Consider the following 12,489-nt stretch of genomic DNA (forward strand, 5'->3'; position numbering starts at 1 on the left):
ATCTCCGTGACGCTCCTCCAGCCTCCCAGCGACGCGGGCCAGCTCCGCGTCAGCAACCTGCTGCTCGTCTCGGCGCTCTCCCGCGCCGGCGACGACGCCCTCCTCGCCGACGGCGTCCGCGTCGTCGCCGACATGATGGCCCGCGTGGCCTCCGGCGAGCTCGACGCAAAGGCGGTCGCCGCCGACGCGGGCCGCCTCGCCCGCTCCCTTCTGCGGACCGGATCGCACCACGACCCGGCCTGCCACTGACCCCCCATCCCACCCGAAGGAGACCACGATGACCGAACCAGCCAACACCAATCGTTCCTCTGAGAAGCGGAAGCCGGACGTCTCGGCGGACGACGTGCAGGCCCTGCGGGCGGTCTATGCCGCCCAGACCGCCGCAGCGCGCCGCATCAATGACGCGGTCAAGGCTGGATCGATCTGCCCCATCATGGGGCCGGCGCACCGGTCCCGGGCGTCCCAGGCGCTCGAACTCGCGATCAGGGGCGTGATCCCGCCGGCCCAGGCAACGCTCGAAATCGCCAAGGCTGAGTTCGAGGCAATGGGCAGGACGCCGCTGCCGCTCGTCGATTGGGGGGGCATCCAAGCGGTCGTGTCCTGGGACGACGCGGTCCGGGAGCCGCCGAGGCCGCCCGAGCCGCCTCAGTGGCTGCACTACAAGGACCGGGACCACGATTTCCAAAGGGCTGAGCACGAGCGTCTCATGGACGAACCGAATTACGTCGAGTTCGACGAGCCCGAGGGCGCCGATGCCGCCTGACGCCATAGCCACCCCGGCCGCGCGAATACCGCGGCCCACCCCGACGGCGCCCCTCGGCGCCAGATCCGGCCAGGCCGGCATGCCCGTCCCCGGCGCGTCCCCCCGCGCCGCTGTCGTCATCCTCCCGGAACGCCCGCCATGACCACCGAGAACCCGTCACCCGTGCACGTTTTTTGGAACAGGAACCGTTACGTCTGGTCCATCCGCCGCGGCGGCATCGTCGTCGACCGCCGCCCGTCCTTGGCGCTCGCCGGGTGCGTCATGCGCGCGAGCGAGGCGGGCCGGCTCCGCTGCCAGGCGGCGGCGCGTCGCGAGGTCGTGGCGACCATCGTCGGGACCCTGGCCGACGCCCCGCGGCCGGCCGACGCCATCCGCATCGGGTACCGCCCGACCGAGCCGGGCTTCCGGCGCCGCGACACGAACGAGATCGTCACCGGCGCCGCCGCCGTCTGGTTCGAGCCGGACGGCACCGCCTGGGCCCTCGCCCCCATCCCTTCCACGGAGACATGCCAATGACCGCTGCCCGTTTCCTCGCCCTCGCCGCCGTCCTGCTCGCCGCCACCGTGCCGGTCGAGGCCGCCCGCCAGGCCCAGCCCGCGCCCGAGCCGCCGCCCTTCCCCCAGCACGACGACCGCTTCTTAATGTCGGTGCGCGGCCCGACCGAGGGCGGCCGCGCGGGATTCGCGCGGATCTACGCCTCCCCCGCCGGCCGGGACGGCTGGACGACGACGGTGACGTGCGGGACCGTAGACGTCCGGACCGGACGGGAGCGGATCTTGCTGCAGGCGCCGGGGACCGCCTACCGCGACCGGACCAGCTTCACGGGGACGTGGTCGCCCCTGGGCGGCGGCCGGTACGGCGAGAACCAGATGCGGACATGGAGCGTGACCCGCCAGGACGGCCTGGACGTCGAGGTCGCGATGGCCGGGCCGTGCCCCCCGACGGGTGCTGGCGACGTCTCGTCGGGCGACTGAGGCCCTCGTGCGCTGGCGCTAAGCCGGGGATGCGCGATCATCCCTGGCGGAGGACCTGCCATGGAACGGTCGCTCGCGACGACGTGGATGCCGTGCGCCCTCGGGCTGGCGGTGGCGGGATGGGCCGCCGTGCGCACGCCACGTGTCGGTGTGAGCATCGCTGAGCATCAGGCTAACCTTGGCAGGCCGTTCGTCGGCTGGCGTCAGCCCCAGTAGCGCGCCGCGGCCTCCCAGGACCACGGCGCAAGCGCCTGCAGGGCGAGCAGCTTTTCGCGCGCCGCGTCGAGGCGCTTGACGGCCGGGCCGAGCGCCAAGGGTCAAAACTCAATCAGCCTGACCGTGAGACGGGCTGCTGAGGGTGGAAGGCGGCTGCTCGGTGTGGGGGCACTAGGCGTCAGCAATGCGCCATGAGCAGACATTGGGTCCTTGCCTGGAAGCGGACGTTCCGTTTACGACTCAACCCGGGCGCCAGAAGCGCAGTCGGAGTTACTCCAAAGCAGCCATTCGTCAGCCGTCCCGCAACCTCGGCCCGGAGTGAGAAACAGTAGTTGGCCCCCCACCTAGAAACCGACGTTCAGCGCCACTTTTGCAATGACCTTTGGTAACCCAGATCACGCGGCGACTAGGCGTGCGATCTCCGCCTTGGCCGCAGCTAGCTCGCGGCGCAGTTCGAGTTGCGCCATCACCTGGGCGGCAAGCGCATGGAGGCCCTCGGCCTGCTCCTGGGGCAGCCCGTTTGGGCGCGGGAAGGTATCGAGCACGCACAGCGTCCCCAGCGTCAGGCCCTCCGGCGTGCGCAGTGGTGCCCCTGCGTAGAACCGGAGGTGCGGTCTGCCTGTCACAAGGCCGTTGTCGCGCGTGCGCGGGTCGGCTGTCAGGTCGGGAATGACCAGCAGATCAGCCTGGTGCAAGGCATGCGCGCACACCGATTGGCTTAGCGGCGTCTGGCCTGGGGCAAACCCCGAGCGCGCCTTGAACCACTGGTGGTCCTCGGCCACGAAGCTGATCAGCGCAGCGGGGGCGGCGCAAATCTGGCGTGCCAACAGCACGATCCCGTCGAACGTCCGTTCCGGGGCTGTACCGAGAATTCCGTAAGCATCGAGGGCCGCCAGGCGGTCGGCATTGGACACTGGGTGGGGCGGAAGAAAGCGGTCGATCATCGAGCTTGGAGACGCACACAAGCAGCTGAAGGTTTCACGACGACCCGTTGCAAAATGCGGGCGAGCTGTTCGGCCGAGTAGGGCTTGTGCAGCAGCTCGAACCCATGGTCGTCCCTGCGGGCGAGCACGTGGCTGTAGCCTGACGCCAGCACCACCGGCAGGGCAGGCAGCCGCTCGCGCAGAATTTCGGCCAGGGCGACGCCGCCCATGCCGGGCATCACCACGTCGGAGAACACCACGTCGAATCCGCCGCCGTCCACACCGAGGCGATCGAGCGCCTCCTCGGCGTTGGCGGCCCACTCGGTGACGTAACCAAGGTCCTGTAGGATCTGGGTGCAGAACCGGCCGACCTCAATGTTGTCCTCCACCACCAGCACGCGCTGCCCTGCGCCTACGGGGGACCCGAGCACATCGGCATCGCCACTCGCCGTGCTGGCCGGTGCCATCGTCTCCTCGGGCAGGTAGAGCGTGAAGGTCGTGCCCTCCCCAAGGACGCTGCTCACGTTCACGTCGCCGCCGGACTGTTTGGCGAACCCGAACACCTGGGACAGGCCGAGGCCGGTGCCCTTGCCAACCTCCTTGGTCGTGAAGAATGGCTCGAAGATGCGGGCGAGCTGTTCGGGCGCGATACCGCTGCCGGTATCGGTGACCGACAGCACCACAAAGGCGGCCGGGGACGCCGCATGCCCACGGATCTGTGGCATCTCCTTCCCGCAGGCGAGGCGCAGGGCCAAGCGGCCCTCACCGTCCATCGCGTCACGGGCGTTGACCGCCATGTTGACCAGCGCGGTCTCGAACTGGCTCACATCGGCACGCGCGAAGCAGGGTTCGTCAGGCACGTCCACAGTCACATGCACCCGCGCGCCGGTCACGGTGTCGAGCATGTCCGCGATCCCGCGCAGCTTGCTGCCGACATCGAAGATCTCGGGCTTGAGCGACTGGCGGCGTGCAAAGGCGAGGAGCTGGCCGGTGAGCTTGGCGGCCCGATCAACGGTTTCGGAGACGGCGTCGAGGTAGCGCACCTTGCGCGCCTCCGGCAGCTCCGGACGGCGCAGGAAGTCCACCGACGAGCGGATGATCGTCAGCAGGTTGTTGAAATCGTGCGCGACGCCGCCGGTCAGTTGGCCGATCGCCTCCATCTTCTGGGACTGGCGCAGCCTCTCCTCGGTCTCTGACAGTACGGCCGACCGCTCGGCTACCCGTTGTTCGAGTGTCTCGTTGAGTTCGCGCAACGCGACCGTTGCGCGGTTCTGTACGGTGACATCGTAGCCGCCGACGAAGATGCCGGTGAACACGCCGTCGTCGTTGCGGATCGGGTGATACAGAAGATCGATGAAGCGGTCTTCGACCTCACCCCCGAGGCGGATTGGCATACCTCTGGCTAAGAACGGCTCGCCGGTCTCGTAGACCCCATCGAGCAACTCGAAGAAGCCTTGTCCCTCGATGTCCGGGAACACGTCGCGTATACCGCGCTCCAAGAAGCTGCGCTGACCCGCTATCGTCACGTAGGCTTCGTTGACATATTCGTAGACGTGCGTGGGACCGGTCAGCACTGCCACGAAGCCGGGCATCTGTTGCAACAGTTGTCGGTGGCGCAGGTCGCTCGCGCGAAGGCTGTCCTCCAGCGCCTTGCGCTTGGTCGTTTCGGTGAGGATCGAGATGACCCCGCCGATGCCGTGGGGCGCGCTATCGTCGTCGATGGGACTGAACCCGTAGGTCCAATACGCATCCTCAAGACGGCCGTGCCGCATGATCGGGACGTGCTGGTCCTCGTACCACGTATGCCCGCCCCCGTTGCGGACCTTGGCGACCTCGGAGCCGATCACCGGCCAGATTTCACCCCAGCTTGCGGATGCCGGGCGGCCAAGCGCGGAAGGATGGCGTTCCGGTCCCGCCGAGGGCACGAAGGCGTCGTTGTAGAAGAATGTCGCCTCCGGCCCCCAGAAGATGTGCATGGGGTGATGGCTGTTGAGGAGCAGGCGCACTGCCGTGCGCAGGCCTGAGGGCCAACCCTCGGGCTCGCCGAGCGGCGTCGTGGTCCAGTCGTAGGCGCGCATCAGCGTCGCCATCTCGCCCGCCCCGGCAAGGAAGTCGCGGCTACCTGACATCGGATCAGGCTCGATCATGAGGGGGAGAGGTCCGCTGCGCTATCGCTTGCTGCGCGTTCGGGGCCTTATCCATCTCGGCGCGCTCGAACTCGCGCAGGGCGGCCCGCACGACCTCGCTGATGCTCGTGTAGCGCCCGGTGGCGACGCACCCTTGCAGGAACATTCGTAGTTCCGGGGGCACGGAGATGGTGATGGTTTCGCGCACGGCCATGCTTGATCGGTAGCATGTCCACACACTGTCTTACACGTGACAGATGCGTGATCCGGTTGCGGTCCTTACACCGTCCACTTCCCCGCAGGAGCGGATGTTGCAACGCGCCGACACGAGCGTCCGAGTTGGGTCGGGCGCGGGACGGATACGATGTTCGCTCCTATGGATCGCCCCCGGCTGTCGACGGGTCATCGGTAACGCTCGGGTGGTCACGTTACCCGTCGGTTCTTACCCTCGGGGTGGCGCCCGTCCGATGGCGGGATTCCCAAGCGAAAGCCACGTGTCGATGTTGGGACCCCATGCATCGATGACGTAGCCTCGGCCTGGGTGTATGCGCCTATCGCCGTAGCTTCGACTGCAAGACTGGGAGCCCCTCGCGTGGAGCGAGCCGCGAACCTCACCACGGACGACTTCCGCGCCCTCGCCGACGCCCTGCCCCAGATGGCCTGGGTCGCCGAGCCGAACGGCGACATCATCTGGTACAACCAGCGCTGGTACGACTACACCGGCACCACCATCGAGCAGATGTTCGGCTGGGGCTGGCGCGACGTCCACCACCCCGATCACGTCGAGCGCGTCGTGGAGCGTATCAGCGAGGCGTTCCGGACCGGCGAGCCGTGGAAGGACACCTTCCCGCTCCGGGGCGCCGACGGCGAGTACCGCTGGTTCCTGTCGCTGGCACAACCCCATCGCGGGCCGGACGGGGCCATCCTGCGCTGGTTCGGGACCAACACCGACATCACCGAGCGCAAGGGACTGGAGCGCCGGCTCGCCCGCCACGCCATCGACCTGCGCCGCTCCAACGAGGAACTGGAGCAGTTCGCCTACGTCGCCTCGCACGACCTCAAGGCGCCGCTGCGCGGCATCGAGAACCTCGTCGGTTGGATCGAGGAGGACCTGGAGGGTTCGCTGACCGGTGACGTCCAGACCAACATGGAGTTGCTCAAGAGCCGAGTACGGCGGCTCGACAGCCTGCTCGACGACCTCCTGGCCTACTCCAGGGCGGGACGTGCCGACGCGGCGACGGACATGGTCGACACGAAGGCGCTCGTCGAGGAACTCGCCGTCCTGGTCAGCCCTCCGAAAGGCTTCGCCATCGCGGCCGACGCTTCCTTGCCAACGTTGCGGGCGGCCCGGGCCCCGCTGACCCAGGCCTTGCAGAACCTGATCGGCAACGCCATCAAGCATCACGACCGGCCGGCCGAGGGGCATATCCGGGTCGAGGCCAAGCCTGCGGGGGACGCGGTCGAGTTCGTCGTGACCGACGACGGGCCGGGCATCCCCGAGCAGTTCCGCGAGCGTGTCTTCGGCATGTTCCAGACGCTCAAGCCCCGCGACGAGGTCGAGGGCAGCGGCATGGGGCTAGCCATCGTGCGCAAGTTGGTCGACCGCCAGGGCGGCAAGGTCTGGCTCTCCGACGGGCCCGACGGGCGCGGCTTGGCGGTGCATTTCACGTGGCCGCGCGACGGCCGGAAGGGACACGCGGATGGGCTCGACGGTTAACATCCTGCTGGTCGACGACGACGAGGTCGACGTTCAGGGGCTCAAGCGCGCTTTCAAGAAGAGCAAGATCGGCAACCCGATCACGGTCGCCCGTGACGGCGTCGAGGCCCTGGAGATCCTGCGCGGCGAGAACGGGCATGCCAAGTTGCCGAGGCCTCACCTGATCTTGCTCGACCTGAACATGCCGCGCATGAACGGCATCGAGTTCCTGGAGGCGATCCGCGCCGACCAGGACCTGCGTTCGGCGGTGGTGTTCATGATCACCACGTCGAAGGCCGACGAGGACAGGATGCGGGCCTACGGCCACAACGTCGCTGGCTACATCGTCAAGCGCGACCCGGCCAACACCTTCATGGAAGCGGTGGCACTCCTGGAGCACTACTGGAAGGTGGTCGAGTTTCCTGCATAGTCCCCATCGTGACGAACCCGACCCGCATCCTGCTGATCGACGACGACGCGGTCGACCGCGCGGCCGTGCGGCGGGCGCTCGCCAAGTCCGGCCTCGCCCACACCCTGACGGAGGCGGCCGGAGGCGAGGATGGCGAGCGCCTCGCCTCCGAGGAAACGTTCGACTGCATCCTGCTCGACTATCGCCTGCCGGGCATCGACACGTTCGCGCTCCTGAAGACCCTGCTGGCGGCCGAGGGCGAGGCGCGGGCGGTGCTGATGCTGACCGGCGAGGTCGACCCGGACCTGGCGACGCGGCTGATGCGGACCGGCGCGCTGGACTACATCGACAAGGCCGAGGTCACGCCTTCCGGCCTGGCGCGGGCGATCCGCTTCGCCGAGGCACGGCGCGCCTTCCAGGCGGAACTCGCCGAAGCCCGTCGCGAGGCGGAGGCGAAGTCGCTCGAACTCGACACGCTGAACCGGCAGAAATCGCTGCTGTTCTCGATCATCGCCCACGACCTGCGCAACCCGTTCCAGGCGCTGCTCGGCCTGTCGGAAGTGCTAGGAAAGGCCGTCGCGGCGCGCGACCCCGCCTCCATCGAGCGCCGCGCCAAGGGAATCCACGAGGCGGCGACGCAGGCCTACGCCCTGCTGGAGAGCCTGTTCTCCTGGGCGAGCCTGCAGATGGACACGTTGGCGGTCACCCTCACCGACGTCGACCTCGGCATCCTGGCCGGAGACGTCCTGAAGGGAGCCGCCGAGGCCGCCTCGGACAAGGGCCTGAGCTTGGAAGCGTCCTGCGACCGCACGGTGGTGCGTGCGCAGCGGGACATGCTCGCCACGGTGTTGCGCAACCTCGTCAGCAACGCGATCAAGTTCACGCTGCCCGGCGGCACCATCAGGGTCGCCGCCCGGCGTGAGGGCGACGCGGTCGAGATCTCCGTCGCGGATACCGGCGTCGGCATGCCGCCGGGCAGGGTGGACGACCTGTTCAGGCTAGACCGGCGGACGACGACGAACGGGACGGCGGGCGAGCGCGGGAGCGGCCTGGGCCTGCTGCTGTGCCGGGACCTCGTCGAGCGCCAGGGCGGCGTGCTCGAAGTCAGGAGTGCCATAGACCGGGGGACGACCTTCCTGTTCCGGCTGCCCGTATCCCGCACCGCGCACCTCGTATCGACCGCCACGGCATCCTGACGGTCCGATCAGGCATGGCCTCGCAAGTCGAGTTTCATGGTTTCGCCGCCGGTGCAGGGGTGTCCCGTTGCCGGTGCGTGGTCGTCGCCATCCCAAGCAAGGTAAAGCGGCTGGCCGGTGAGCCCGGAGAAATCGAGTTTCTCGAAATCCGTTCCATGACGGTCTCGGCACCGACGCGACATCGTGCCCGTGCACGTCGTTGTGAGGCGGGTGTCGCGAGTGCGACACCCGAAAGTCGAGCTGTTAAAGGCTCCAGGATGGCCGCCAAGCATTCTCGACACATCGCCCTGACCGAACCGCTGATCGCCTATGTCGAGGCCCAGGTCGCCAAGGGCGAGTACACCTGCATCAGCGAGGTCGTTAGGACGGCGCTGCGCCTGCTGATCGAGCGCGACGAGGCGAGAGCATTCCGCGGAGCCGCCAATCCCGAGGCTGCCCGTGACCGCGCCTGAGCAGGCCGCCCGCGATCCGGCCCGGCTTGCCGCCCTCGACGGATACGGCATCCTCGACACGCCGGCCGAGCAGGGTTTCGACGACATCGTGCTGCTTGCGTCCCGCATCTGCGGCACGCCGGTCGCCCTGGTCAGCCTCGTCGCCGGGGACCGCCAGTGGTTCAAGGCCCGCGTCGGCTTCGACCCGTGCGAGACCCCGCTGTCGCAATCGGTCTGCGCGCATGCCCTCCGACAGCCGGGCCTGCTGGTCATCTCCGACCTGACCGAGGACCCGCGCACGTGGGACAACCCCCTGGTTACGGGAGAGCCCCGGCTCAGGTTCTATGCCGGCGCCCGCCTGGAGACCCCCGACGGCATGCCGCTCGGCACCCTGTGCGTGATCGACGGGACGCCCCGGCCCGAGGGACTGACGCCTGAGCAGGCCGATTCCCTCCAGGCCTTGGCCCGGCAGGTCATGGCGCAGATGGAGCTGCGGCGGTCAGCGGCCGTGCGCGACAACGCCCTGCGCCGGGTTCGCGAGAACGAGACCCGCCACCGGCAGATCCTCGACAGCGCCATCGACTACGCGATGGTGACGTTGGACTTGGACGCCCGCGTGACCGGCTGGAGCGCCGGCGCCGAGGTCATCCTCGGCTGGTCGGAAGCCGAGATGCGCGGCCGGCCGGCCCACGTCTTCTTCACCGAGGAGGACGTCGCCGCGGGCATCCCCGAGGACGAGATGCGGGGCGCCAGGGAGAAGGGTCGCGGGAACGACGAACGCTGGCACCTGCGCAAGGACGGCTCTCGGTTCTTCGCCGCGGGCGAGATGATGCCGTTGCACGCGGAGGACGGCGGGCTCGTCGGTTACCTCAAGATCCTGCGCGACCGCACCGATCAGCACCTGGCCGGACAGGCGCTCGCGGAGTCCGAGGCGCGGCTGCGACAGGCGCAGGCGGCCGGCGGCGTCGGCCTGTTCACCGTCGACATGGCCGACAACGTCCTCACGCCGACCCCGGAGTTCTGCCGCCTCTACGGGCTCCCCGAGCAGGCGAGCTACCCCGCGACGGCGTTCGAGGGACTGGTGATCCCCGAGGACGCACACCTTGTCTCGACGGCGGAGAGCCGTCGGGAGGGCGGTCCGCCCCGGGACGTCGAATACCGCATCCGTCGTCCCGACACCGGCGAGCTGCGGTGGATCGCCCGCAAGGGCGAGATCGACCACGACCCGTCCGGCCGACCGGTCCGGTTCTCCGGAGTGGCACGCGACGTCACCGAGCAGCGCAAGGCCCGCGACGCGCTCGCGGTCAGCGAGAAACGCTACCGGACCCTGTTCGACAGCATCGGCGAAGGCTTCTGCGTCATCCGATTCCTGGACGGGCCTCGCGGACCCCTCAGCGACTACGTGCATGTCGAGGCCAATCGCGCCTTCGCGCACCATCTCGGAATCGACGACGCGGTAGGGCGGACGTTGCGCGACATTATCCCCGACGAGGGAGCCGAGGGCTGGCTCGGGATCTACGGCGACGTGCTGCGCACCGGTGAGCCCGTCCGGTTCCAGCGCCAGTTCGCGCCGAACGGCCGTCACCTGGAGGTCGCCGCGCATCGCGTCGAGCCGGCCAGCCGCAGGGAGGTCGCGGTGCTGTTCACCGACGTCACCGCCCGCAAGGAGGCGGAGGCGGCCCTGCGCGCGAGCGAGGCGCTGGCGCGTGAGAACGTGCAGCGCGTCCAGTTGGCCCTCGCGGCCGGCGCGATCATCGGCACCTGGCTCTGGGACCTTCCCAACGACCGTTTCACGGTCGATGCGGCGTTCGCCTGCGCCTGCGCCTGCGCCTGCGCCTTCGGCCTCGACCCCGCGCTCGGCAGGGAAGGCATCCCGCTCGCCCGGATCGTCGAGACCGTCCATCCCGACGATCAGGCCGGATTGGCCGAAGCCATGAACGTCGCCATCGCGCGCGGGGGGCCCTACGCCCCCCAGTATCGCGTGCGCCGCGCCGATGGACGCTACTACTGGATCGAGGCGAACGGCCGGGTCGAGCATGCCGCCGACGGAACGCCGATGAGCTTCCCAGGGGTTCTCCTCGACGTGGAGGACCGGCGTGCGGTGGAGGCCGAGCGCGACCGCGTCGCCGCGGACCTGCGCGCCCTCAACGAGACGCTGGCGGCCCAGGTCGCCGAGCGCACCTATGAGCGCGACCGAATCTGGCACGTGAGCCGCGACATGCTCGGGGTCGCCGACGCGAACGGTGTCTGGGTGAGCATCAACCCGGCTTGGCACCGCATCCTGGGATGGGACTATCATGACATCGTCGGCAAGACCTCGGAGTGGCTCGAACACCCGGACGACCGCGAGAGGACCCGGGCCGAAGTCGCGCACCTCGCCGCCGGCGGCCTGACGCTCGCGTTCGAGAATCGCTTTCGCGCCCGAGACGGCAGCTACCGTACGCTGTCCTGGACCGCCGTGCCGGTCGAGGGACTACTCTACTGCGTATCCCGCGACGTGACGCTGGAGAAGGAGCGCGCCGAGACCCTGCTCCAGGTCGAGGAGGCGTTGCGGCAATCGCAGAAGCTGGAGGCGGTCGGACAGTTAACCGGGGGCGTCGCGCACGATTTCAACAACCTGCTCACCGTCATCAAGTCGTCGACCGACCTGCTCAAGCGGCCGGACCTGACGGAGGACCGGCGGGTCCGCTACATCGCCGCGATCTCCGATACCGTCGACCGGGCAGCCAAGCTCACCGGGCCCTCCTCGCCTTCGCCCGGCGCCAGGCTCTGCGGCCGGAGGTATTCGACGCCGGCCGGAGCGTGAGGTCCATTGGCGAGATGGTCGAGACCCTGACCGGGGCCCGCATCGCCGTCTCGATCCGGGTCGGCGGCGAGCCTTGCCACATTCATGCAGACCCGAGCCAGTTCGACACCGCGCTGGTGAACATGGCCGTCAATGCTCGGGACGCCATGGACGGCGAGGGCCGCCTCGACATTTCGGTGGAGGCGGTGGGCGTCGTGCCGGCGATGCGCTCGCATCCCGCGCTGATCGGCGATTACGTCCGGATCGCGCTGTCCGACACCGGCTCCGGCATCCCGGCCGAGCAGATCGACCGGATCTTCGAGCCGTTCTTCACGACGAAGGGCGTCGGCCAGGGCACCGGGCTCGGGCTGTCCCAGGTGTTCGGGTTCGCCAAGCAGTCGGGCGGTGAGGTGAAGGTCGAGAGCGAGGTCGGTCGCGGCACCACGTTCGCCCTTTACCTTCCGCGGGCGGAAAAGGGTGAAGGTGGTGTCGAGGATGCGGTGCCGGCGGATGCAGTCGTCGACGGGCGTGGGACCTGCGTGCTGGTGGTAGAGGACAACCGGGACGTCGGAACCTTCTCGACCCAGACCCTGCAGGAACTCGGCTACGGCACGCACTGGGTCGCCGATGCCGACGAGGCCCTGGCGACCCTGGCCGCCAAGCCGGACACCTACGACGTGGTGTTCTCCGACGTGGTCATGCCGGGCATGAACGGGGTCGAGCTCGGGCGCGAGGTCCGGCGGTTGTATCCCGGCCTGCCGGTGGTGCTTACCAGCGGCTACAGCCATTTCCTCGCCCAGGAGAGCGACCACGGCTTCGAGCTCCTGCAGAAGCCGTACTCGGTCGAGGCGCTGTCGCGCATCCTCCGCCGCGCCTCCTCGAAGCCCCGGCGACGCAGGAAGGCGGCGGAATAGCCGGGGCCGGGAAAACCCGCCGATGGACGATCCCGACTAACCGACCAGGAACAGCC

General features: G+C 68.9%; 13 protein-coding genes. 10 read left to right on the forward strand and 3 right to left on the reverse strand.

Annotation, left to right across the window (positions count from 1 at the left end; translation table 11 throughout):
- The first annotated feature begins 6 nt into the window (after positions 1-6).
- The 4 genes from A5481_RS33700 (at position 7) to A5481_RS19015 (ending at position 1,737) form a co-directional block, all read left to right on the forward strand.
- Entirely contained in the window at positions 7-249 is a 243-nt protein-coding gene (locus A5481_RS33700; RefSeq protein WP_048431743.1) for a hypothetical protein, read from the forward strand.
- 28 nt (positions 250-277) lie between these two features.
- Positions 278-763 carry a hypothetical protein gene (locus A5481_RS19005; protein WP_048431744.1) on the forward strand — a complete coding sequence of 162 codons (486 nt, stop codon included), beginning with the start codon at positions 278-280 and terminating at the stop codon, positions 761-763.
- A gap of 138 nt (positions 764-901) precedes the next feature.
- On the forward strand, positions 902-1,279 hold the full coding sequence (locus A5481_RS19010; RefSeq protein WP_048431745.1) for a hypothetical protein: 378 nt from the start codon (positions 902-904) through the stop codon (positions 1,277-1,279).
- Positions 1,276-1,737, forward strand: coding sequence for a hypothetical protein (locus A5481_RS19015; RefSeq protein ID WP_048431746.1), 462 nt, complete (start codon positions 1,276-1,278; stop codon positions 1,735-1,737). The genes A5481_RS19010 and A5481_RS19015 overlap by 4 nt, the downstream gene beginning before the upstream one ends.
- A 611-nt stretch (positions 1,738-2,348) precedes the next feature.
- Here A5481_RS19015 and A5481_RS19020 read toward each other — a convergent pair.
- From A5481_RS19020 to A5481_RS19030, 3 genes are read right to left on the reverse strand one after another with little or no spacing between them, the layout of a single operon-like run.
- Positions 2,349-2,897, reverse strand: coding sequence for a GAF domain-containing protein (locus tag A5481_RS19020; RefSeq protein WP_048431747.1), 549 nt, complete (start codon positions 2,895-2,897; stop codon positions 2,349-2,351).
- Positions 2,894-5,023: an ATP-binding protein gene (locus tag A5481_RS19025; RefSeq protein ID WP_245238553.1), complete on the reverse strand. Its 2,130-nt coding sequence runs from the start codon at positions 5,021-5,023 to the stop codon at positions 2,894-2,896. Before A5481_RS19025 ends, A5481_RS19020 begins: the two co-directional genes overlap by 4 nt.
- Positions 5,010-5,216: a type II toxin-antitoxin system ParD family antitoxin gene (locus tag A5481_RS19030; RefSeq protein ID WP_048431748.1), complete on the reverse strand. Its 207-nt coding sequence runs from the start codon at positions 5,214-5,216 to the stop codon at positions 5,010-5,012. Before A5481_RS19030 ends, A5481_RS19025 begins: the two co-directional genes overlap by 14 nt.
- A 378-nt stretch (positions 5,217-5,594) precedes the next feature.
- On the opposite strand from A5481_RS19030, the gene A5481_RS19035 reads away from it, so the two are divergent.
- From A5481_RS19035 to A5481_RS35330, 6 genes are read left to right on the forward strand one after another with little or no spacing between them, the layout of a single operon-like run.
- Positions 5,595-6,719, forward strand: a complete 1,125-nt coding sequence (locus A5481_RS19035) for a sensor histidine kinase (protein WP_048431749.1) — start codon at positions 5,595-5,597, stop codon at positions 6,717-6,719.
- Positions 6,703-7,128, forward strand: a complete 426-nt coding sequence (locus A5481_RS19040) for a response regulator (protein WP_012322125.1) — start codon at positions 6,703-6,705, stop codon at positions 7,126-7,128. The genes A5481_RS19035 and A5481_RS19040 overlap by 17 nt, the downstream gene beginning before the upstream one ends.
- A gap of 8 nt (positions 7,129-7,136) precedes the next feature.
- Positions 7,137-8,303 (forward strand): hybrid sensor histidine kinase/response regulator, encoded by a 1,167-nt coding sequence (locus A5481_RS19045; protein WP_048431750.1) that lies wholly within the window; start codon positions 7,137-7,139, stop codon positions 8,301-8,303.
- Between the two features lie 14 nt (positions 8,304-8,317).
- Positions 8,318-8,755 (forward strand): ribbon-helix-helix domain-containing protein, encoded by a 438-nt coding sequence (locus A5481_RS35320; protein WP_245238555.1) that lies wholly within the window; start codon positions 8,318-8,320, stop codon positions 8,753-8,755.
- Positions 8,742-11,540, forward strand: coding sequence for a PAS domain S-box protein (locus A5481_RS35325; RefSeq protein WP_053082197.1), 2,799 nt, complete (start codon positions 8,742-8,744; stop codon positions 11,538-11,540). Before A5481_RS35320 ends, A5481_RS35325 begins: the two co-directional genes overlap by 14 nt.
- Positions 11,541-11,554: 14 nt before the next feature.
- Entirely contained in the window at positions 11,555-12,433 is an 879-nt protein-coding gene (locus tag A5481_RS35330; RefSeq protein WP_053082198.1) for an ATP-binding protein, read from the forward strand.
- The last annotated feature ends 56 nt before the right edge of the window (positions 12,434-12,489 follow it).

Source organism: Methylobacterium platani (assembly GCF_001653715.1).
GTDB lineage: Bacteria > Pseudomonadota > Alphaproteobacteria > Rhizobiales > Beijerinckiaceae > Methylobacterium > Methylobacterium platani.